Source organism: Streptomyces sp. NPDC057616 (genome assembly GCF_042800575.1).
Lineage (GTDB): Bacteria > Actinomycetota > Actinomycetes > Streptomycetales > Streptomycetaceae > Streptomyces.
This window is the reverse complement of the sequence record NZ_JBHVGU010000009.1, coordinates 243,625-265,118: the sequence shown is the minus strand read 5'-3', so window position 1 is coordinate 265,118 and position 21,494 is coordinate 243,625. Positions and strand designations below refer to the sequence as shown.

Below are 21,494 nucleotides of genomic sequence, written 5' to 3'. Positions count from 1 at the left end.
CCGCACGGAGCACGGCAGGGCAGGGCAGGAACGGGGCGGGACACATGACCGACGCGATCGGCGACGAGGAGCTGGCCGCCTTCCACCGCACGGTGGGCAGGCTGCGCGAGCTGCCCGTCGACGACCCCGTGCGGCTGCGCGCCGAGCAGGTCGCCGCCTCCTTCGCCCGCGACGGGCGGCTGCGGCGGCGCAAGGCGCGCGGTACGGAGCTGTCCACGGCGGACGCCGACGCGATGGCCGCGACCGCGACCGGCGCCCGGGACCGGCGCGAGGACGCGGCACTCGCCGTCCCCGGCAGCGCGGGCGTCTTCCGCAAGCCGCGCAGTTGCTACATCTGCAAGTCGCCCTATCGACAGGTCGACGCCTTCTACCACCGGCTCTGCCCGGACTGCGCCGCCGACAACACCGCACGGCGCGCGCTGCGCACCGATCTGAGCGGGCGCCGCGCGCTGCTCACCGGCGGCCGCGTGAAGATCGGCTTCCAGCTCGCCCTCATGATGCTGCGCGACGGTGCGCAGCTGCTGGTCACCTCACGCTTCCCGCACGACACCGTGCGCCGCTTCCGGGCGGAGCCGGGCAGCGAGAAGTGGCTCGACCGGCTCACCGTGCTCGCCGTCGATCTGCGCGATCCACGCCAAGTGCTGGGCCTGTGCGAGGAGTTGCGGGCGGAGGGCGAGCCGCTCGACATCCTCGTCAACAACGCGGCGCAGACGGTGCGGCGCCCGCCCGAGTCGTACGCCCTGCTCGCCGGCGGTGAGTACGACGGGCTGCCCGAGGGCGCCCGGCAGGCGCCCGGCTTCACCCCGATGCGGATGCTGGAGAGCGGCGCCGCGTCCCTGCCGGTCGCGCTGCGCGAGGCCGACGAGGCCGGGCTGCTGCCCGACCCGTCCCCGGAGAACTCGTGGTCGGCGCGGCTCGGCGCGCTCGATCCGGCGGAGGTCCTGGAGACCCAGCTGGTCAACGCCCTCGCCCCGGCGCTGCTGTGCGACCGGCTGCTGCCACTGCTGCTCGCCTCACCGCACCCGTGCCGCTACGTCGTCAACGTCACCGCGGTCGAGGGCCGGTTCGCCGTCCGCAACAAGATGGCGGGCCATCCGCACACCAACATGGCCAAGGCCGCCCTCAACATGCTCACCCGCACCAGCGCCGCCGAACTCGCCGAGCAGGGCGTCCACATGTGCGCCGTCGACACCGGCTGGATCACCGACGAGAACCCGGCGCCGAAGAAGGAGCGCATGGCCGGGGCCGGCTTCCGCACCCCGCTGGACATCGTGGACGGGGCGGCCCGGGTGTACGACCCGATCGTGCGGGGCGAGGCCGGGGACCCGGTGTCCGGGGTGTTCCTCAAGGACTACCGGGAGGCTCAGTGGTGACCGGGGGTACGGGGCGGACGGGGGCCGGCGACGGGATGGGTGGTGAGACCGTCGGCGGGGCGGGTGGCGCGACGGGCGCGGCGGGCGGCTTCGCCGGGGTGCCGCGGGTCGTGCCGCGGCCGGTGGCCGAACTCGGCCCGCTGCTGGACTGGTTGCGGGCCGGGCGCCCGGCGGGGGAGCGGCTGGACTTCACGGCGGGCACGGCGCTGCCCGACGGGCGGCTCGACCTGTGCAAGCAGGGGCTGGGCGCGCGGGGTGCCGCCCTGGTCGCCAAGGCGCTGGCCCAAGGCCCCTCTCCGGTACGGCATCTGCTGCTCGGGACCGACGCCCTGGGCGACGACGGGGCCGCCGCCGTGGCCGGGACGGGCGCCGGCGTCGAGACGCTCTACCTCGGCTGCAACGGCATCACCGCGGGCGGCGCCTGCCGCATCGCCGACCGGTTGCGGGCTTCGCCCCAGGTGGTCACCGGTGTCTGGCTCAAGCGCAACCCGCTGGGCGGCGGGGGTGGCCGGGCCGCCGCCGAACTCATCGAGTCCGCACGGTCGTTGCGCACCCTCGACCTCGTGCAGACCGGCCTGGACGCGTCCGGGGCCATGGTCCTCGCGGACGCGCTGCTCGCCGCGGCGGGCAACGGCCGCCGGATCGAGCGGCTCTTCGTCGGCGGCAACCCGCTCGGGGAGCCGGGCGCGGCGGCGCTCGCGGACGTGGTGGCGGCGGGCGCGGTCGACGAACTGTACGTGTCGGCGGCCCGGTTGGGGGACGCGGGGGCGCTCGGCCTGGCCGACGCGCTCGGCCGGGCGCCGTACGGGCGCCTGGCGCGGCTGTCCGTGGCCAGCAACGGCATCGGCCCGTCGGCGGCCGCCCGCCTGGTGGCGGCGGCGACCGCGGCCGGGGTCACCCTGCTGGACCTCGGCCGGGTGCGGGCGGCGGCCGTGCTCGGGGCGGCGGACAACCAGGTCGACCTGACGTCGGCGGAGGCCATCGCGGACGTGCTCGCGCGGTCCGAGCACCGGCTGGCCCATCTCGTGCTCACCCACACCGGGATGCGCAGCCGCGAGGCGCACCGCCTCCTGGACGCCGCACCCCGCGCCACCACGGCGACCCGGTTCGTCCTGGGCCACGGGATCGCCGCGAGCGTCAAACGGCGGCTGGAGGCGCTGAGTGCGCACGTACCGGCCCCGTCGGTCGCGGCCGACGTCGTCGCCGTACGCAGCGTGCACCGCACCCCGCCGCCGGCCGGTGCCGGCGCGGCACGCTGACGGTGGCCGGTGTCAGCGCCGCAGCGTCATGAACTCCGGTCTCCAGAGCCGCGCGCTGATCGCGGGTGATGTCAGCGCCGTAGGTTCATGAACACCTCGGTCCAGAAGCGCTGTTGCTGGGCCGACGCGCCCACCAGGTACGTCGCCCGCAGTTTTGCCGGCAGCAGGGCGACCAGGCGGCTCACGGCGGCGCGGTGCTTCTTCAGCTGGGACAGCTCGGCGTTGGCGAGGATCTGGTGGACCACGTCGCTGTCGTCGCCGCCCTCGGAGGAGTGCGCGGCGGCGCGGCGCAGCCGGGCCTCCCAGGCGTCCACGTCGCGTGCGAGCTCCCGCAGGCCGGTGACCGGGCGGCCGTTGAAGCGGTCCATCAGCGCGGTCAGCGGCACCGGCGCGTACTCGCCGTCGCCGAGGTAGACCGTGCCCATCTCCAGCGGCAGCCCGCGCCGGTGCAGCTTGATCAGCCGCTCCAGCGTGCGCTTGGTGATCCACGCGCGGCCGTCGTCGTCGATGTCGTGCTTCCACCACTCCAGGACCGTCTCGGCGTCCGGACCGTAGCGCGCGAGCAGCCACTCGTTGGCCGGTATGTCCTCCGGCTCCACCTGCAGCGAGGCCGTGAACCGCGTCGCCTGCGCGATGTTGTTCCGCGCGACGAGCAGCTTGCGGCCCAGGTGGTACGGCGGATTCTGCACCGCGATCTGCGCCCGCAGATGCTCGATCCGCCGGCCCGCCAGCGACCACTCCTGGGTGATCTCCATGAGCTTGGCGAACGCCGCCTTGTCCTTGGGCCGGTTGTACTCGTCCCACACGACGGCCTTCGCCTCCGGCCCCGTGAACCTGGCCGCCAGCAGGTTGTCCAGCGTGCCGTCCGGCGAGGGGATCGGCGCGCACAGGTCCTCGACGTTCGTCACCGGCAGCGAGAAGTACAGCGGCTCGTGGCCCAGGCCCTCGCGCAGCGTCTCGCGCACCAGCTCCGTCTTGCCGCAGCCGGGCGGCCCCTGCAGCAGCACCGTCCAACGGTTGCGCAGGGCGGCGCGCACGACCTGCCGTACCGGGTCGGGAATCCGGGGCGGATTGGGCACGCCGAGCGCCTCGGCGATGCGGTCCAGGATCTCCGCCGTGCGGTTCTGCCCCGGTCTGCCGTCCGGGCCGGGCTCCGCCAGCCGCAGCCGCTCGCCGTCGACCAACGGCAGACCCCAGCGCAGCGGGAAGCCCTCCCTGGCGTTCGCCAGGACGTGGTCGAGGGTGCGCGGTGACAGCAACTCGCGCAGCGCGGGCGACAACGACGCCCACAGTGAGAAGACCGGACGCAGGTCCCACGGGCGGTACTTGGCCGCCAGATGCCGGCGCCAGGCCGTGTCGTTCGCCGTGATCCGCAGCGTCACCATGCGGTCCAGGAGCGCGAGGTCGCTGCGCCGGGCCGACGTCTCCGCCGGCGACTCGTTGTCGGTGAGGAAGACGCCGACGCAGCCCAGCGCGCGCAGATCGTGCTCGCCCAGCGTCCAGTTGCAGGCGATCTGCATCAGCTGCGACTGGATCGTCTCGCCCGCCTGCAGGGAGTCGTCGACGAGCAGCACGAACGGCCGGCCGGGCTTGAGCTGGCTCATCACCAGCTGGCGCAGCACCAGTTCGCCGCTGTGCGGGTCGCGCACCGGCGCGTTGACCAGCAGGTCGTCCGGCGTCAGGTTCGCCGCCGGGACGTACACCAGGGTCGTGTCCGGGTGTGCGCGGGCGATGTGCGTGAAGAACGTCGCCGTCTTGCCGATGCCGTGCTCGCCGAAGACCTGGCCCGTCTGGCCCATGTCGATCATCGCGTCGATGAAGGCCTCGAGGCGGGAGAGCTCGGCGGGCCCGCGCGCCGTCCCGCCGCTCTTCGGCCGGCCCTGCCGCGCGGGCATGTGCTGCGTGGTCATGAATCCCTCACCTCGATCCTGTCGTGACGCGATGGCAGTCCATCGCCGGGGTGTGCCGCTCGGGCCATTCGTCGCCGCCCTCGGTGATCAGCCAGATCCACTTGTCCGGCTCGGCGGGCGTGATCGGCGGGGCGTAGCCGTCGGTCAGCATCACCACGGCGTCCGGCAGGACGTCGAACCGCCGCCCCTGCACCTCCGTACGCCCCTCCACGTAGTCCGCGACGGCCTGGAAGCTCGTGCCGCCACCGCCGAAGACCCGCTCGCCCGGTCTGAACGGCATCACGTGCGCGTCGAAGGACAGCCAGTGCGCCTCGACCCCGTCGATCCGGCCCACGAGCCGGGTCAGCCAGGTGATGACGCGGTCCGGCATGGAGCCCGAGGTGTCGTAGGCGACGACCAGGACCTTGTCACGGACCGGGCCGCGCCGGGAGAGCATCGGGTCCTGGCCGAGGGCGGCGAGCAGCGCGCCGCGCTTCTTCGGGTACACCAGCCGCTCGCCCTCGCGCAGCTTCGAGCCGAGGACGTCCACCAGCCAGCGCTGCCACCAGTCGACCGTGCGCGTGCGGGTGGTCTCGCCGCGCAGAGCGCCCGCGCCGAGCCTGCCCCAGATCTTCGCGGCGCGTGCGTTGCCGTCCTCGGTGCGGCCCATCAGGTCCAGCAGCTCGCCCTCGGCGCCCGCGTGGCCGCGGCGGGCCGCCAGCAGGGAGTTGAGCAAGGCCGAGGAGGCGACCGCGTCGACGGTCTCCTGGTCGGCGGGGACGGTGTCGTCCAGCAGGTGCACGCACAGCCGCCGCTCCGGGACCGGTGGCCGGTGCATGCGCTTCAGCTCGCCGTACACCCGCATGTCCGTCTCGGTGAACGTCTCGTACGGAACCGGCTCCAGGCCGTGCGCCGTCAGATCCGCGACGTAGAGGCCGTACACCTGACGCGGGTCGACGCCCGTGGGGCGGCCGTCCAGGACGGGCAGCTCCGCGCGGGCGAGGCGGACCAGGGCGACGTGGTTGATGGACACCTCGGCGGCCAGCTCGAAGACCGGGTCCTCGCGCAGCTCGGGGTCGGCGAAGAGGTGGCGCTGCAGCAGGTGCCGTGCCTCGTGGAACAGCACGAACTTCACGCCGTCCAGGCCGAGTCCGACGAAGAAGGCGGGGTTGTAGAGCAGCAGGCAGGTGCCGTCGCCGGAGGCCACCACGGCGGCCGTGTCCACCGCCGTCGTGGGGATCTGGTGGTGGCACTTGGCATACAGCCACGACGCCACCGCCGACTCGGTCAGGCCGAAGTCCAGCAGCGCGGCCTCCTTCAGCCGCCGCGCCTCCTCGACGACGGCCTCGTCCGCCGGGCGGTACCGCTCCAGCGCCCTGCGGTCGGCCAGGTCGATCACAGGGGGTCGCCGCCCCCGCTCTCCGTACGCCATGTCCCGCCCCCCCCGTACCGGATTTCCCCCGTGGATCATTGGTACCAGCGCCTACTGACAACCGGCCAACGCATTACGCTCTGGCCACAAGGGCGGGGTCGTAGCGCAGAGGCAGTCGCGCCGGTCTCCAAAACTGGAACACGCTGGTTCGAATCCAGCCGCCCCGCCCCCTTCGCCGTGAGCGCGGGTCCTGTCAGGCGATCGCGCCGGCCGTCGCCACGAGTTCCGGCACGGTGCCGTGGAAGCCGTCGATCAGCTGGGCCAGCACCGCCCAGGCCTCCTCGCGGCCGCCCAGGTGGTCGCGGACGAGTGGCCGCAGGGCGTCCTCGGCGTCGCGGATGCGGGCCGGGAAGAGCAGATGGCCCAGGGCGAGCACCTGGAGGGTGTCCGAGGCGGGGCCCTGCGCCGTCGCGTACTCGGCCGGGCCGTCCAGCACACCCGCGCGGCGCACCCGGTTGGTGAACTTGCGGTGCGCTCCGAACTGCGTGCGCAGCCGCGGCGGGCAGTCCGGTCGCACCGCGAGGGCCCAGCGCGCGTAACCGGGCAGCGGGTGCTCCAGGTCCGCCTCGGCGACCGTCCGCCAGTCGGCGCGCTCCAGCACCATCGAGGCCGCCTGACGTGCGGGCGCCATGGCGGTGGCGTGCCGCAGGGCGCCGACCAGTCCCTGGCGGGCGTAGCCGCCGGGCACCGGGGGCTCCTCGCTGCGGCGCAGGACGGGGTCGACCGGGACGCGTGCCGTCCGGCCTGGGCCGAACGGCACACCGCGCAGGATGGCGCGCCGCATGGAGTCGTCCGCGCGGGGGTGGCGCCACACCACGGCGTTGAGGTCCGGGTCGTCCTCCTCCAGCACCCACAGCAGCACGGAGGCGGGCACCGCCCGCCCCGTCCACGAGGAGATCAGCCGTGCCCGCTCGTCGGCGCCGGCCACGCGCGCGTGCACGGGCATGCCGATCCGGCGCCGCACCCGTTCCGCCTCCCCGGCGTCGATCAGGTCCAGCAGAAAGCCGGCCGCGCGCCGGGACGTGCCGTTGTCACCCATGGCCCGCATGATGGCGCGGGCGGGCGGTGGTCCGCACCGGGAATTCGGTGCGCCGTCAGGCGCTCGCGCGGGCCGCCATCCGCGCCTTGCGGGCGGCGAGCTTCTCGTCGAACTTCAGCGCCTCCGCGTCGAGGCCGCCCATGTACAGGCCGAGTTCCTCCTGCGCCTGGACGCCCTCGGGGCCGAGGCCGTCGATCTCCAGGACCTTCAGGAAGCGCAGGACGGGCTGGAGGACGTCGTCGTGGTGGATGCGGAGGTTGTAGACCTCGCCGATGGCCATCTGGGCCGCCGCGCGCTCGAAGCCGGGGATGCCGTGGCCGGGCATGCGGAAGTTGACGACGACGTCGCGCACGGCCTGCATGGTGAGGTCCGGGGCGAGCTCGAAGGCGGACTTCAGGAGGTTGCGGTAGAAGACCATGTGCAGGTTCTCGTCGGTCGCGATGCGCGCCAGCATGCGGTCGCAGACCGGGTCGCCCGACTGGTGGCCGGTGTTGCGGTGCGAGATGCGGGTCGCCAGTTCCTGGAAGGCGACGTAGGCGATCGAGTGCAGCATCGAGTGGCGGTTGTCCGACTCGAAGCCCTCGCTCATGTGGGACATCCGGAACTGCTCCAGCTTGTCCGGGTCGACCGCGCGCGAGGCGAGCAGGTAGTCGCGCATGACGATGCCGTGCCGGCCCTCCTCGGCGGTCCAGCGGTGCACCCACGTGCCCCAGGCGCCGTCGCGGCCGAACAGCGAGGCGATCTCGTGGTGGTAGCTGGGGAGGTTGTCCTCCGTCAGGAGGTTCACCACGAGCGCGGTGCGGCCGATCTCGGTGACCTTGGACTGCTCCTTGTCCCAGGCCTCGCCGTCCTCGAACAGGCCGGGGAAGTTGCGGCCGTCCGACCACGGCACGTACTCGTGCGGCATCCAGTCCTTGGCGACCTTCAGGTGCCGGTCGAGTTCCTTCTCGACCACTTCCTCCAAGGCGTACAACAGCCGGGCGTCGGTCCAGACGGCGGGGCTGCCGAGGTGCGGGGAAGTGATCGTCACGGGGACTCCAGGGGGACGCGACAACGGGGACGGGCCGGCGAGCGGTGCCGGAACCTACGGGATCGTAGGCTACGAAACCGTAGGTTACGAAGCCGTAGGTTAAGGGCGGCGTAAAGATCCCTGATCAGGTGGGCTGCCCAAGGCGTCCGGGGCCATGTCAAAACCACCCGGGACCCGCAGGTCCCAGGGCCGTAAGGGTGAGTGCGGCACTCGTCAGGCGTACAGGTCCCGCAGCCGGACCGAGAGACATGTCACACAGCCTTCGAGCTTCTCGAACTCGCTGATGTCCACCACGACCGGCTCGAAGCCGAGGTCGGCGAGCAGCTCCGCGGACTTCGGGGCGCTCGCCGCCATCAGCAGCTTCTCGCCGCCGAGCTGCACCACATGGGCGCCGCTCTCCTCGGGCACCGACAGGAAGCGCGGGAAGAGCGAGGGCCGGTCCACCTTCGGGATGTGCCCGATGACCGTCCCGTCGGGCAGCGCCGTGACCGCCGACTTCAGATGCAGCACCTTGCTGACGGGTACGGCGACGATCCGCGCCCCCAGCGGCTCGAAGGCGGCCCGCAGCTGCTGGACGCCGGCGGCGTTGGTGCGCCCGCCCCGGCCGACGTAGATCGTGTCGTCGATCTTCAGGACGTCGCCGCCGTCCAGGGTGCCCGGCTCCCAGATCCAGTTCACCGAGCAGCCCAGGCGCGCCACGGCCTCCTCGACCCCGGCCGTCTCCTCCCGTCGGGAGTCGGCGCCGGGCCGGGTGATCAGCGCGACGTTGCGGTACATGACGACGGTGTCCTCGACGAACACCGCGTCGGGGCAGTCGTCCTCGGGGTCGACCTCGATGGTCTGCCAGCCGTGCGTGCCCAGGGCCTCGACATAGGCCTCCCACTGCTCCACCGCGAGATCGACGTCGACCTTCTCCCGCTCGATGTGCGTGACCAGCCCGTCGGCCAGACGCGGGCCGGGGCGGCGGACGAGGGCCTTCTTGCTGGGCACGACGGGACTCCGTAACGGCGGGACGGTGGACCGGGCCCCTTGGTGAGGGGCCCGGACCGCCATCATGCAGCGCGGATGCGCGCGGGCAAAACCCCCGGTGCCAGGATGTGCCCCTCCTGAGATGCGTGTCCGGGACGCGTCATCCGACCTCCTCCGGTGCGGTCTCCTGCAGCTCGCCGTCCAGCAGCAGCCATCGGGTGATCCCGATCGACTCCAGGAACGGCAGGTCGTGGCTGGCCACGATCAGTGCTCCTTCGTACGACTCCAGGGCCGACGTCAGCTGCCGCACGCTCGCCATGTCGAGGTTGTTCGTCGGCTCGTCGAGCATCAGCAGCTGCGGGGCCGGCTCGGCCAGCATCAGCGCCGCCAGGGCCGCCCGGAAGCGCTCGCCGCCGGACAGCGTGGCCGCCTGCTGGTCGGCGCGGGCGCCGCGGAACAGGAAGCGGGCGAGGCGCGCCCGGATCCGGTTGTTGGTGGCGCCCGGCGCGAACCGGGCCACGTTCTCGGCGACGGACAGCCCGTCGTCGAGGACGTCGAGCCGCTGGGGCAGGAAACGCAGCGGCACGTGCGCGTGCACCTCGCCGGAGACCGGCGCCAGCTCACCGGCGATCGTCCGCAGCAGCGTGGTCTTGCCCGCGCCGTTGCGCCCGATCAGCGCGATCCGCTCCGGACCTCGCAGGTCCAGCCCGCCGGCCACGCGCGCCCCGTAGGCCAGCTCCAGCTCCCGCAGGGTGAGCACGTCCCGCCCCGGTGGCACCGCCGTGAACGGCAGGTCGACGCGGATCTCGTCGTCGTCCCGTACGGCGTCCGCCGCCTCGTCGAGGCGCTCCTTCGCCTCGGTCAGCTTCTCCTCGTGCATGATGCGGTGCTTGCCCGCGGACTCCTGCGCCGCGCGCTTGCGCGCCCCCATGACGATCTTCGGTTCGCGCTTCTGGTCCCACATCTTCTGCCCGTAGCGCTTGCGGCGGGCCAGTTTCACCTGGGCGTCGGCCAGTTCGCGTTTCTGCTTGCGGTAGTCGGCCTCGGCGACGCGCACCATGCGCTCCGCGGCCTCCTGCTCGGTGGCGAGGGCCTCCTCGTAGGCGGAGAAGTTGCCGCCGTACCAGGTGACCTCCCCGGAGCGCAGATCGGCGATCTGGTCGACGAGTTCCAGCAGTTCGCGGTCGTGGCTGACCACGACCATGACGCCCGGCCAGGCGGACACGGCCGCGTACAGCCGTCTGCGCGCGTACAGGTCGAGGTTGTTGGTCGGCTCGTCCAGGAGCAGGACGTCCGGGCGGCGGAGCAGCAGGGCGGCCAGCCGCAGCAGTACCGACTCACCGCCCGACACCTCGCCGATGGTGCGGTCCAACTCGATGTGGCCGAGCCCGAGTTCGCCGAGGGTGGCGAGGGCTCGCTCCTCCACGTCCCAGTCGTCGCCGACCGTCTCGAAGTGCTCCTCGGACACGTCGCCCGTCTCGATGGCGTGCAGCGCGGCCCGCTGGGCGGCGATGCCCAGGGTCTCGTCCACCCGCAGGTGGGTGTCGAGCGTGACGTTCTGCGGGAGGTACCCGACCTCGCCCGCCGTGCGCACGACGCCGTCGGCCGGGGCGAGTTCACCGGCGATCAGCTTCAACAGGGTCGACTTGCCCGACCCGTTGACGCCGACGAGCCCGGTCCTGCCGGGGCCGAAGGAGACGTCGAGGCCCTCGAAGACGGACGTGCCGTCGGGCCAGGTGAAGGAGAGGGACGTACAGGTGATGGAGGGGGACATGCGGGCCTCGCGGTTGCTTGATGCGGTCAGGGGCAAACGCGTATCGAGACACCGGGGATCCACGGCCGGAGAGCGGAGTTCCACAGCGGTAGAAGGCCTCGGGAAACGAGGCCCGGGGCATGAAAAAATGCCCTGTTCCGTCGGGACGGCTCGACTGCCGAGGTCGCACGCGGCGCACACACCTGAGGTGTGTCGCACGGTGTCTCAGGACCTCAGAGGAGCAACGTCCTTCTCCGATCGACGGCAACAGAAGCGCTTTACACCGTACGAGCGGCTCTGGCGGCTGTCAACGCATTAACGAACTACCGTGATCTTGACGACGCCGCACCAAGGAGACCTCGTGCCCCACGGTTCGCTCTCGCTCCCGGCCCGGCTGTGCCTCCTCGCCTGGGACCCCACCGGCGCCGAGGCCGGGGCCGCGCACCTGTTGCGGGCCGGCGCCCTCACCGAGCTGGTCCGGCGCGGTCTGCTCACCGACGAGGACGGCATCCCCACCCCGGCCGACCTGGACAGTCTCACCGGGGACGCCGTCCTCGACGGGCTGCTGGAACTGGTCCGCGAGTCCATGCCGCACCGGTGGCGGGCGTGGGTGGGCCTGCACGCGCGCGTGACGGCGGACGCCGTACGGGAGCAGCTGACCGCCGACGGGTGGCTCAGGGCGGAGAAGAAGCGGGTGCTCGGCGTCTTTCCCAGCGTGGAGCACGTGCTGGAGCGTGAGGACGCCGTGGCCGTGCTGCGGCAGGAGGCACGGGACGTGTGGCGGGGGCGTGGCGAGGTCTCCGAGCAGGAGGCCGCCGCCGTGGCTCTGGCGGCCGCCGCGGGGGTGCGCGGTCTGGTCCCGGACGGCGGCCGCGAGCAGCTCAAGGGGCGGGTCGAGGAACTCGTCGGGCGCAGCGGGGTGGGCGGGGTCCTCGGCGAGCTGTGCTCGGCCCTGGCGTCGGCGCCCTGAGTCCCGGACGTAGGTGTCGGATTTCTGCCAGCCTCCGCCCCGCCCCCGCTGGTTGAGTGGGCGGCATGACGACGACCGAGATCCTTCGCGCGCGTGCCCTCGCCTTCCGCTCCCTGCACGTCCCCGGTACTCCGCTCGTCCTGCCGAACGCCTGGGACGTCCCCAGTGCCCGCCTCGTCGAGGACGCCGGCGCGGCGGCCGTCGCGACCACGAGCGCGGGTCTGGCGTGGGCGCTCGGCGCGGCGGACGGCGACCGGCTGGAGCGCGACGCGGCCCTCGGCGCCGTGGCCCGGATCGCCGCCGCCGTGGACGTGCCCGTCAGCGCGGACGTCGAGTCCGGCTACGCGCGGGACGCGGCGGGCGTGGCCGGCACGATCCGCGCCGTGATCGAGGCGGGCGCGGTCGGCGTGAACCTCGAGGACGCCCTTCACGAGGCCGGGACGGGGCCGTTGCGTTCCGTCGCGGAGCAGGCCGAGCGGACCGCCGCCGCCCGCGAGGCGGCCGACGCGACCGGGGTGCCGCTGTTCGTCAACGTCCGCATCGACACGTTCCTCAGGGGCGCCGGGGGAGTGGACGAGACCCTGGAGCGGGCCGCCGCCTTCCTCGCGGCGGGCGCCGACGGGATCTTCGTGCCCGGGGCCGTCGCCCCGGGGACGGTCAAGCTGCTCGTCGACGGGATCGAGGGACCGCTGAACGTGATGGCCGGCCCGGGCGCACCGCCGGTCGCCGAGCTGGCCGCCCTCGGCGTCGCCCGGGTGAGCGTCGGCTCGGCCATCGCGCAGGCCGCCCACGCACTGGTCCGGCGCGCCGCAGGGGAGCTGCTGGGCGCGGGCACGTACGACTCGCTGGCGGGCGGCCTGGACTACGGCGAGCTCAACACGCTGATGGACGGGGGCCGTTAGGCCGCGTCGCGCATCAGTTCCGCGAGGTCGTGGTCGAGGTCCAGCTGCAGGTGCTCCATGCCGACGGGCACCAGGGCGTTGGTGGCCGAGAGGAACCGGTGTATCGCGTCCGAGTGGACGTGCACGACGGCGGTGCCCTCGGGGGCGTGGAACTCCAGGACGGTGCGCTCGTAGCCGTAGGGGCGCACGCGGACGTCACCGTCGCCCGTGGGCTCCTCCAGGCCGTCCGTGAGCAGTTCGCGCGAGAAGGTCCAGCAGACGTCGACGCCCTCCAGGGTGGCCGGGGCGGGGAAGGTCATGCGGACCGCGAACGGATCGCGGCGGTCGTAGTGCAGCGTCGCCGGGATGCTGGGCATTCGTGGCGCGGCGGCCACGAGGCGGGCCTCCACGGGCTGCTCGATGAGGGTGGACAACGCCTTGCTCCCTTGCTGACGGCCGGACTGCGGGACTACTGGACGGTGGGACTGCTGGACGGCTGGACGGTGGGGTGTATCGGACCGGGCTCCGGTGCCGATCGGGCCGCGCACTGCTAGAGACGCCGGAATCAGCCAATCCGTGCACCCCAATTTCGAGTGACCTCCGTCACCGCGTTCATTCACAGGAGTGACGGGGTCCACTTTCCGTGCACTCCGGGGCATTTGTGGTTCGGGTGGGCCCTCTGGACGGTGTCCGCATGGTGGACTACCTTCGCCCGCCATGAGGCGCATGGGGAGCTCGCGACGCATGAGACGTACGTTCCGCACGGTGGCCGTGGGGGCGGTGTGTTCGGCGGCGCTGACCGCGCCGACCGCCGTACCCGCCCAGGCATCGGCACAGACGCAGGCATCCGCACAGCCCCAGGCATCCGCACAGGCTCGGGCATCCGCACAGCCCCAGGGGCACCGGGCGCGCCACTGGCAGCTCAAGGACACCGGCGCGAGCGGCGTGCGCTTCCGGGGGCTGTCGGCCGTGAGCCGGGACACCGCCTGGCTGGCCGGCACCAAGGGGACCGTGCTGCGCACCACCGACGGCGGGACCAGCTGGCGCAACGTCTCGCCGCCGGGCGCCGGCGAGCTGGAGTTCCGGGACGTCGAGGCGTTCGACGCGCGCCGCGCCGTCGTGCTGGCCATCGGCGAGGGCGAGGCGTCCCGCGTCTACCGCACCGACGACGGCGGTGCGACCTGGACCGAGTCCTTCCGCAACACCGACGCCAAGGCCTTCTACGACTGCCTGACCTTCTTCGACCACCGCCACGGCCTGGCCATGAGCGACCCGGTGGACGGCAGGTTCCGCATCCTGTCGACCTCCGACGGCGGGCGTTCCTGGAAGGTGCTGCCCGGTGACGGCATGCCGGCCGCTCTGGACGGCGAGGCGGGCTTCGCCGCGAGCGGCCAGTGCCTGGTCGCCTCCGGCCCGTCGGACGCGTGGCTGGCGACCGGAGGCGGTGCACGCGCGCGTGTGCTGCACTCACGCGACCGCGGGCGCACCTGGACGGCTACCGACACGCCGATCCCGGCGGGCGACCCGGCCAAGGGCGTCTTCGCGCTCGCCTTCCGCGACCGCACCCACGGCCTCGCCGCCGGCGGCGACTACCGCCCCGACCAGACCTCGCCGCGGGCCGCCGCGCGCACCACCGACGGGGGCCGCACCTGGCAGCCGGCCGCCGAGCCGCCGCCCGCCTACCGCTCCGGCGCCGCGTGGCTCCCGCACAGCCGCACCACCGCGCTCGCGGTCGGACCCACCGGCACCGATGTGACCACCGACGGCGGCCGCACCTGGCGGACGGTCGACACCGGCTCGTACGACACCGTCGACTGCGTGCCCGGTCCCACCTGCTGGGCGGCCGGCGAACAGGGGCGGGTGGCGCGGCTGGAACGCTGACGTAGGACGCCGCGAGCCGGGTACTCGTTCCCTGCCGCAAAGGCCTGTCGCAGCAAAGGCGTGTGGCAGGAAGGGCCTGCCGCAGGCCCGCCGCAGACGAAGGGAGCGATCATGCCGGCCGGTTCCAGCCCCAAGCGCGAGCGCCAGTACGAGCACATCAAGCAGAGCGCGCAGGACCGTGGCGAGAGCGCGGGGCGCGCCGAGGAGATCGCCGCGCGCACCGTCAACAAGGAACGCGCCCGCTCCGGGGAGTCCCGGACCGCCAGCCGCACCTCCACGCAGGACATGTCGTCCGGCGAGCGGGGCGGCCGGCGGTCGGGCGGTGGCACCCAGGGACCCACCCGCGACCAGCTCTACAACGAGGCCAGGCAGCGTGGCATCGAAGGCCGTTCGACCATGAACAAGGGGCAGCTGCAGCGCGCCCTGAACGCGAAGAAGGGCTGAGCCGCGCGGCTCAGCCGAGCGTCTGCCGGTGCCGGTCCAGCTCCGGAGCCGTCTTCGTGGCGCGGAACTCCGTGATCCGGTAGGCGCACACACCTGCGACGGTGAACGGGTCGCCCGCGACGACCTCCTCGATGCGCGCCCGGTCCTCCGCGACGGCGAGGACCCCCCCGCCGTCGCGGGGCTCCTTGCGCCCCGACGCCAGGAAGATCCCCTTGCCGTACTGCTCGTCCAGCCACGCCACATGGTCCGGCAGCAGGGTGTCCACGGCGTCGAGCGGGGCGGTGTAGGTCAGTTCCAGTACGAACATGATCGCGAGCCTACGCCGCGCCGTCCGGGCCCGTACGCTCGTCCCCATCATGACGACCGTGAGCATCCCCGCGGGCTGGCCCGCGACCGAGGAAGAGGCCCGTGCCGTCCAGGACGAGCTGCGCGAGCGCGTGCTGCTCGGCGAGGCGGGACCGCCGCCCGGCGCGGGGCACGTGACCGGTGTCGACGTGGCCTACGACGACGAGCGGGACGTGGTCGCGGCCGCGGCGGTGGTGCTCGACGCGGGGACCCTGGAGGTCGTCGAGGAGGCCACGGCCGTCGGCCGGATCTCCTTCCCGTACGTGCCCGGGCTGCTCGCCTTCCGGGAGATCCCCACGGTCCTCGCCGCCCTCGGCGCGCTGACATGCCCGCCCGGCCTGGTGGTGTGCGACGGCTACGGCCTCGCCCACCCGCGCCGCTTCGGCCTCGCCAGCCATCTCGGCGTCCTGACGGACCTGCCCACGATCGGTGTCGCCAAGAACCCCTTCACCTTCGCCCACGACGAACCGGGTGCCGCGCGCGGCAGCGTCTCACCCCTGCTGGCGGGCACCGAGGAGGTCGGCCGGGCCCTGCGCACACGGGACGCCGTCAAGCCGGTCTTCGTCTCCGTCGGCCACCGCGCCGGCCTGGACAACGCCTGCGCGCACACCCTGGCGTTGACTCCCGCCTACCGGCTCCCGGAGACGACGCGCAGGGCGGACGCGCTGTGCCGCCGGGCGCTTCAGGAGGCGACGATCCGCCACTGACCGACCTCGCGGTGGTCCGAGTCGTACACGGCCGCCTCGTCCCCGGGCTCCAGTGGGTGGTGGCGCAGGTTGCCGCCCCAGTACCGCAGGATCCGGCCCAGTTCGCCGGCCGGGTCCTTGGTCAACGCGTCGCCGTCCATGGTGACTTCGAGAAGGAATGTCATGCCTTCAAGTGTTTCATTGAACTGCTTGTTGGCACTTTTTCCGCCAACTGCCGCCGGATCAAGGGCTGCGGCGGCGGAAAGTCTCAAACCGCGCTTGCGGTCGTAGGCATGGGCGCCCGGTGATCTGAGTACGTGTACTGAGTAGCCGTACGGATGTGGCCGCGGTGCGCCGGCGGACAGGCTGTGCCGCATGACGACGCACCGGGCCCCGAAGCCCCTCGCCGACCCCAACCGTCCCGTCGAGCGGGCCGTGACGGCCGTGCTGATCCTCGCCGTGCTGGCCGGGGTCGGCTGGATCGCCGGGATGATCTACACCGTGGCCGGCTGGTCGCTGTAGCGGCGGCTCGGGGCCGGTCCGGACCCGTCCGCCGCCTCAGCGGTCGGCGGCGACCCGGAAGGTGATGCCGGCCGCGCGCAGCCGCTCGATCAGCGCATCGCCCATCGCCACCGCCGTGGTCACCTGGCCCGCCGTCGGCGGCAGGTCGTCGAAGGCCAGCGACAGCGCCGACTCGGCGAACATCTTGGCGGTCTCGCCGTAGCCGGGGTCGCCGCCCGCGACCTCCGTGAACACCCGGCGGCCGCCGCCCTCGCCCACGAAGCGGACCTTGAACCAGCTCTTCGCGCGCTTGTCGGCGTCCGGTCCCTCGCCGGGCTTGAGCCGGTCCGACAGCCAGCGCCGCGCGGGCGGCAGCTGGGCCGCCGTGAACAGGCCGGCGACGGCCGCGACCCCGCCCAGCGCGACGGGCAGGTGGCGCACCGCCGCGTAGTGCCGGTAGCGGAAGTCGGGGCCGTAGCGCTCCAGGGCCTTCGCGGAGCGGTGCACGATCTGCGGGTCGATGGTCGGCAGCGGCAGGGCCCACGCGCCGACCTCCTTGGCGAACCTCGGCGCCCCGGTGGGCACGGCGGCCCGCCGCCCCACCAGGCGCGGCTCGTGCCGCCTGCGGTCGCGTTCGGCGGCCAGCATCGGGCGCACCCGCGCGAACTGGTTGAGCGCCGAGGCGAACGTGCCGCCGGAGAAGGTGGCGTCCGCCGTCACGTAGGCGTCCACGGTCAGCGGCACGCCCTCGGGCAGCTGCCGGACGGTGAAGTACGCGCCCAGGTCGTGCGGGATCGAGTCGTAGCCGCAGGCGTGCACCAGCCGGGCGCCGGTCTCACGCGCGCGTGCGTCGTGGCGCACGTAGGTCAGGTCCACGAACTCGGGCTCGCCGCACAGGTCGAGGTAGTCGGTGCCGCTGTCGGCGCAGGCGGCCACGAGCTCCTCGCCGTAGGTGATGTACGGGCCCACGGTGGTGGCCACCACGCGCGCCTGCCCGGCGAGCTCGCGCAGGGCGTCCGGGTCGGACACGTCGGCGCGCAGCACGCCGATCTTCTCGCCGCCGGGCAGCCGTTCGCGCAGCTGCTCCAGCTTGCTCGCGCTGCGGCCCGCGACGGCCCAGCGCAGCCCGTCGGGCGCGTGCGCGGCCAGGTACTCCGCGGTGAGCACCCCGACGAAGCCGGTGGCCCCGAAGAGCACGATGTCGTACGGGCGGTCCGCCCTGTTCAGCCTGCTCATGACACCTCTCGGTCCGCTGCTCGCGCCGTTGCCGGTGGCCGAGGTTAGCGTGAGGAGGCGGCCGCATGACCGCGGACCCCGATAATTGGCTAAGCGCTTGCTCGCCCAGGTCTTGTGTTCGGTGGAACGTGTTCTTAGCATCACTGGTGTTACATCAGTTGTGTCACAGTGCTGGGGGCTGGATGACAACGGCAGAGACGCCGGCCGGGCAGGGCCCGCTCACCGGCGTGCGCGTGGTCGAGCTGGCCGGGATCGGGCCGGGCCCGTTCGCCGCCATGCTCCTCGCCGACCTGGGCGCCGACGTGGTCCGGGTGGACCGCCCGGGCGGTGCCGGGCTCGCGATCGACCCCGCCTACGACGTCACCAACCGCAACAAGCGCTCCGTGATCGTCGACCTGAAGTCCGCCGAGGGCGCCGCGCGCGTCCTGGACCTCGCCGAACGCGCCGACGTCCTCATCGAGGGCTACCGCCCCGGCGTGGCCGAGCGCCTCGGCGTCGGCCCCGAGACCTGCCACGCCCGCAACCCGACGCTCGTCTACGGCCGGATGACCGGCTGGGGCCAGGACGGCCCCCTCGCCCAGCGCGCCGGCCACGACGTCGCCTACATCGCGCTCACCGGCACCCTCGGCATGATCGGCGACCCGGACCGTCCGCCGGCCGTCCCCGCCAACCTCCTCGGCGACTACGCGGGCGGCTCCCTGTACCTGGTCGTCGGCGTCCTCGCCGCCCTGCACCACGCGCGCGCGGGCGGCACCGGACAGGTCGTGGACGCCGCCATCGTCGACGGCACCGCCCACCTCTCCGCGATGATCCACGGCATGCTCGCGGCCGGCGGCTGGCAGGACCGGCGCGGCGCCAACCTCCTGGACGGCGGCTGCCCGTACTACGGCACGTACGAGACGGCCGACGGCCGGTACATGGCGGTCGGCTCCCTCGAGCCGCAGTTCTACGAGGAGTTCGTCACCCTGCTCGGCGTCCCCGAGCACGCCGAGGCGCGCAGGGACTGGGCCCGCTGGGGCGAGCTGCGCACCTCGGTCGCCGCCCGCTTCAAGTCCCGCACCCAGCAGGAGTGGACGGCCGTCTTCGAGGGCTCCGACGCGTGCGTGGCGCCCGTGCTGTCGCTGCGCGAGGCCCCGCACCACCCCCATCTCGCCGCCCGCGCCACCTTCACCGGCCACGGCGGCATCACCCAGCCGGCGCCGGCGCCGCGCTTCTCGGCGACCCCGACGGCCGTACGGAGCGGCCCCGCGCAGCCCGGCGCGGACACCGCCGGCGTCGCGCGCGACTGGGACGTACCCGACCTCATGAAGGACCAGGAATCCATGAAGGGCCCCGAATGAAGCGGCAGATCTTCGCCCCCGAGCACGACGCGTTCCGCGAGACGGTGCGCGCCTTCCTGGCCAGGGAGGTGCTGCCGTACTACGAGCAGTGGGAGAAGGACGGCATCGTCTCCCGCGAGGCGTGGCGGGCGGCCGGCAAGCAGGGCCTGCTCGGACTCGCCGTGCCCGAGGAGTACGGGGGCGGCGGCACCGCCGACTTCCGATACAGCGCGGTCCTCGCCGAGGAGTTCACCCGCGCGGGCGCCGCCGGCCTCGCCCTGGGCCTGCACAACGACATCATCGGGCCGTACCTGACCTCGCTCGCCACCGACGAGCAGCGGCGGCGCTGGCTGCCCGGGTTCTGCGACGGCTCGATCATCACCGCCATCGCCATGACCGAGCCGGGCGCCGGCTCCGACCTCCAGGGCATCCGCACGCACGCCGAGGACCAGGGCGACCACTGGGTGCTCAACGGCGCCAAGACCTTCATCTCCAACGGCATCCTCGCCGACCTGGTCGTGGTGGTCGCCAAGACGACCCCGGAAGGCGGCGCGCACGGGCTGTCGCTGCTGGTCGTCGAGCGCGGCATGGAGGGCTTCGAACGCGGCCGCAACCTCGACAAGATCGGCCAGAAGGCCCAGGACACGGCCGAGTTGTTCTTCCACGACGTGCGCGTGCCGAAGGAGAACCTCCTCGGCACGCTCGACGGCGCGTTCGTGCACCTGATGACGAACCTCGCCCAGGAGCGCCTGAGCATCGCCGTCTCGGCGATCGCCGCCGCCGAGCACCTGCTGGAGATCACCACCGACTACGTCAAGGAGCGCGAGGCCTTCGGCCGGCCGCTCGCGACCAAGCAGCACATCCGCTTCGAGGTGGCCGAGATGGCCACCGAGTGCGCCGTCACCCGCACCTTCATCGACCGCTGCATCGAGGCCCACGCAGACGGTGGGGCCGGCACGCTCGACGCCGTCGACGCCTCCATGGCGAAGTGGTGGGCGACCGAGCTGCAGAAGCGCGTCGCCGACCGCTGCCTCCAACTGCACGGCGGCTACGGCTACATGACCGAGTACCCGGTCGCCCGGGCCTTCACCGACGGCCGCATCCAGACCATCTACGGCGGCACGACCGAGATCATGAAGGAGATCATCGGCCGTTCGCTGCTCGGCTGAAGCTTCCCGGCCGGCCCACCTCATCCCCGGCCGGCCCACCCTCACCCCCGAAAGGCTTGCTTGTGAGCACCGAAGCGTACGTGTACGACGCGATCCGCACCCCGCGCGGCCGCGGCAAGGCGAACGGCGCCCTGCACGGCACCAAGCCCATCGACCTGGTCGTCGGGCTCATCCACGAACTGCGGGACCGCTTCCCGGGCCTGGACCCGGCCACGATCGACGACATCGTGCTCGGCGTCGTCGGCCCGGTCGGCGACCAGGGCTCCGACATCGCCCGGATCGCCGCGATCGCCGCGGGACTGCCGGACACGGTCGCGGGCGTGCAGGAGAACCGCTTCTGTGCCTCCGGCCTGGAAGCGGTCAACATGGCCGCCGCCAAGGTCCGTTCGGGCTTCGAGGACCTCGTCCTCGCGGGCGGCGTCGAGTCCATGTCGCGGGTGCCGATGGCCTCCGACGGCGGCGCCTGGTTCAACGACCCGATGACCAACCTCGCCACCAACTTCGTGCCGCAGGGCATCGGCGCCGACCTCATCGCCACCATCGAGGGCTTCTCCCGCCGGGACGTCGACGAGTACGCGGCCCTCTCCCAGGAGCGGGCGGCCACGGCCGTCAAGGAGAACCGCTTCCAGCGCTCGGTCGTCCCGGTCAAGGACCGCAGCGGCCTGGTCGTCCTCGACCACGACGAGCACCTGCGCCCGGGCACCACCGCCGACTCGCTCGCCAAGCTGAAGCCGTCCTTCGCGGACATCGGCGACCTCGGCGGCTTCGACGCCGTGGCGCTGCAGAAGTACCACTGGGTCGAGAAGATCGACCACGTCCACCACGCGGGCAACTCCTCCGGCATCGTGGACGGCGCCTCGCTGGTCGCGATCGGCACCAAGGAGGCCGGCGAGCGAGGCGGCCTCACCCCCCGCGCGCGGATCGTCTCCGCGGCGGTCTCCGGCTCGGAGCCCACGATCATGCTCACCGGCCCCGCGCCCGCCACCCGCAAGGCCCTCGCCAAGGCCGGCCTGACCATCGACGACATCGACCTCGTCGAGATCAACGAGGCGTTCGCCGCGGTCGTCCTGCGCTTCGTGAAGGACATGGGCCTGTCGCTGGACAAGGTCAACGTCAACGGCGGCGCGATCGCGCTGGGCCACCCGCTCGGCGCGACCGGCGCGATGATCCTCGGCACGCTCGTCGACGAACTGGAGCGCCAGGACAAGCGCTACGGCCTCGCGACCCTGTGCGTCGGCGGCGGCATGGGCATCGCCACGATCGTCGAGCGCGTCTGAAGACCCCAGCGGCCACACGAGACTTCAACGGAGACCCCCTC

21 protein-coding genes and 1 tRNA gene are annotated in these 21,494 nt (G+C 73.0%); 12 read left to right on the top strand and 10 right to left on the bottom strand.

The annotated features are described in order from the left end of the window. Positions 1–44 precede the first annotated feature (44 nt). On the top strand, positions 45–1,373 hold the full coding sequence (locus ACFU97_RS14150; RefSeq protein WP_384255321.1) for an SDR family NAD(P)-dependent oxidoreductase: 1,329 nt from the start codon (positions 45–47) through the stop codon (positions 1,371–1,373). Next, entirely contained in the window at positions 1,370–2,632 is a 1,263-nt protein-coding gene (locus ACFU97_RS14145) for a ribonuclease inhibitor (protein WP_384255319.1), read from the top strand. Before ACFU97_RS14150 ends, ACFU97_RS14145 begins: the two co-directional genes overlap by 4 nt. Positions 2,633–2,703: 71 nt before the next feature. Here ACFU97_RS14145 and ACFU97_RS14140 read toward each other — a convergent pair whose 3' ends face one another. Together ACFU97_RS14140 and ACFU97_RS14135 are read right to left on the bottom strand one after the other, a co-directional pair. Next, positions 2,704–4,527, bottom strand: coding sequence for an AAA family ATPase (locus ACFU97_RS14140; protein ID WP_384255361.1), 1,824 nt, complete (start codon positions 4,525–4,527; stop codon positions 2,704–2,706). Between the two features lie 22 nt (positions 4,528–4,549). Continuing rightward, complete coding sequence (locus tag ACFU97_RS14135) at positions 4,550–5,953, bottom strand: hypothetical protein (RefSeq protein WP_384255317.1); 1,404 nt, start codon at positions 5,951–5,953, stop codon at positions 4,550–4,552. A gap of 92 nt (positions 5,954–6,045) precedes the next feature. Here ACFU97_RS14135 and ACFU97_RS14130 point away from each other — a divergent pair. Then, positions 6,046–6,121 (top strand) — tRNA-Trp (locus ACFU97_RS14130). Between the two features lie 25 nt (positions 6,122–6,146). On the opposite strand, the gene ACFU97_RS14125 is transcribed toward ACFU97_RS14130, so the two are convergent. The 4 genes from ACFU97_RS14125 to ACFU97_RS14110 form a co-directional block, all read right to left on the bottom strand. Beyond that, entirely contained in the window at positions 6,147–6,992 is an 846-nt protein-coding gene (locus ACFU97_RS14125) for a hypothetical protein (RefSeq protein ID WP_384255315.1), read from the bottom strand. 55 nt (positions 6,993–7,047) lie between these two features. After that, positions 7,048–8,022 carry an acyl-ACP desaturase gene (locus tag ACFU97_RS14120; RefSeq protein ID WP_384255312.1) on the bottom strand — a complete coding sequence of 325 codons (975 nt, stop codon included), beginning with the start codon at positions 8,020–8,022 and terminating at the stop codon, positions 7,048–7,050. A gap of 213 nt (positions 8,023–8,235) precedes the next feature. Then, a complete protein-coding gene (gene ddaH, locus ACFU97_RS14115; RefSeq protein WP_384255310.1) occupies positions 8,236–9,012 on the bottom strand; it encodes a dimethylargininase in 777 nt (258 codons plus the stop codon). A 139-nt stretch (positions 9,013–9,151) separates the two neighbouring features. Continuing rightward, entirely contained in the window at positions 9,152–10,765 is a 1,614-nt protein-coding gene (locus ACFU97_RS14110; RefSeq protein WP_384255308.1) for an ABC-F family ATP-binding cassette domain-containing protein, read from the bottom strand. A gap of 340 nt (positions 10,766–11,105) precedes the next feature. Here ACFU97_RS14110 and ACFU97_RS14105 point away from each other — a divergent pair, with 340 nt between their 5' ends. Next, on the top strand, positions 11,106–11,714 hold the full coding sequence (locus ACFU97_RS14105) for a GPP34 family phosphoprotein (RefSeq protein WP_384255306.1): 609 nt from the start codon (positions 11,106–11,108) through the stop codon (positions 11,712–11,714). Between the two features lie 65 nt (positions 11,715–11,779). Next, complete coding sequence (locus ACFU97_RS14100; RefSeq protein WP_384255303.1) at positions 11,780–12,616, top strand: isocitrate lyase/phosphoenolpyruvate mutase family protein; 837 nt, start codon at positions 11,780–11,782, stop codon at positions 12,614–12,616. Here ACFU97_RS14100 and ACFU97_RS14095 read toward each other — a convergent pair. Further along, complete coding sequence (locus ACFU97_RS14095; protein WP_384255301.1) at positions 12,613–13,029, bottom strand: SsgA family sporulation/cell division regulator; 417 nt, start codon at positions 13,027–13,029, stop codon at positions 12,613–12,615. The two genes, ACFU97_RS14100 and ACFU97_RS14095, sit on opposite strands and share 4 nt — an antisense overlap. 310 nt (positions 13,030–13,339) lie before the next feature. On the opposite strand from ACFU97_RS14095, the gene ACFU97_RS14090 reads away from it, so the two are divergent. Together ACFU97_RS14090 and ACFU97_RS14085 are read left to right on the top strand one after the other, a co-directional pair. Continuing rightward, entirely contained in the window at positions 13,340–14,476 is a 1,137-nt protein-coding gene (locus ACFU97_RS14090; RefSeq protein ID WP_384255299.1) for a WD40/YVTN/BNR-like repeat-containing protein, read from the top strand. Between the two features lie 111 nt (positions 14,477–14,587). Next, positions 14,588–14,920 (top strand): plasmid stabilization protein, encoded by a 333-nt coding sequence (locus ACFU97_RS14085; protein ID WP_384255296.1) that lies wholly within the window; start codon positions 14,588–14,590, stop codon positions 14,918–14,920. Between the two features lie 10 nt (positions 14,921–14,930). Here the strand turns inward: ACFU97_RS14085 and ACFU97_RS14080 are convergent, their stop codons facing one another. After that, the gene (locus tag ACFU97_RS14080; protein WP_384255294.1) at positions 14,931–15,227 is read right to left on the bottom strand and encodes a YciI family protein; all 297 of its coding nucleotides are present in this window, start codon (positions 15,225–15,227) and stop codon (positions 14,931–14,933) included. Between the two features lie 49 nt (positions 15,228–15,276). On the opposite strand from ACFU97_RS14080, the gene ACFU97_RS14075 reads away from it, so the two are divergent. Beyond that, complete coding sequence (locus ACFU97_RS14075; protein WP_384255291.1) at positions 15,277–15,972, top strand: endonuclease V; 696 nt, start codon at positions 15,277–15,279, stop codon at positions 15,970–15,972. On the opposite strand, the gene ACFU97_RS14070 is transcribed toward ACFU97_RS14075, so the two are convergent. Continuing rightward, positions 15,948–16,136 (bottom strand): hypothetical protein, encoded by a 189-nt coding sequence (locus ACFU97_RS14070; RefSeq protein ID WP_384255289.1) that lies wholly within the window; start codon positions 16,134–16,136, stop codon positions 15,948–15,950. The two genes, ACFU97_RS14075 and ACFU97_RS14070, sit on opposite strands and share 25 nt — an antisense overlap. Positions 16,137–16,326: 190 nt before the next feature. Here ACFU97_RS14070 and mmpA point away from each other — a divergent pair, with 190 nt between their 5' ends. Further along, complete coding sequence (gene mmpA, locus ACFU97_RS14065; protein WP_330281581.1) at positions 16,327–16,473, top strand: morphogenic membrane protein MmpA; 147 nt, start codon at positions 16,327–16,329, stop codon at positions 16,471–16,473. 36 nt (positions 16,474–16,509) lie between these two features. On the opposite strand, the gene ACFU97_RS14060 is transcribed toward mmpA, so the two are convergent. Further along, entirely contained in the window at positions 16,510–17,688 is a 1,179-nt protein-coding gene (locus ACFU97_RS14060; RefSeq protein WP_384255286.1) for a saccharopine dehydrogenase family protein, read from the bottom strand. Between the two features lie 182 nt (positions 17,689–17,870). On the opposite strand from ACFU97_RS14060, the gene ACFU97_RS14055 reads away from it, so the two are divergent. The 3 genes from ACFU97_RS14055 (at position 17,871) to ACFU97_RS14045 (ending at position 21,453) form a co-directional block, all read left to right on the top strand. Then, positions 17,871–19,028 carry a CaiB/BaiF CoA transferase family protein gene (locus ACFU97_RS14055; protein WP_384255283.1) on the top strand — a complete coding sequence of 386 codons (1,158 nt, stop codon included), beginning with the start codon at positions 17,871–17,873 and terminating at the stop codon, positions 19,026–19,028. Further along, complete coding sequence (locus ACFU97_RS14050; RefSeq protein WP_384255281.1) at positions 19,025–20,176, top strand: acyl-CoA dehydrogenase family protein; 1,152 nt, start codon at positions 19,025–19,027, stop codon at positions 20,174–20,176. The genes ACFU97_RS14055 and ACFU97_RS14050 overlap by 4 nt, the downstream gene beginning before the upstream one ends. A 62-nt stretch (positions 20,177–20,238) precedes the next feature. Beyond that, positions 20,239–21,453, top strand: a complete 1,215-nt coding sequence (locus ACFU97_RS14045) for an acetyl-CoA C-acetyltransferase (protein WP_384255278.1) — start codon at positions 20,239–20,241, stop codon at positions 21,451–21,453. Positions 21,454–21,494: the final 41 nt, after the last annotated feature.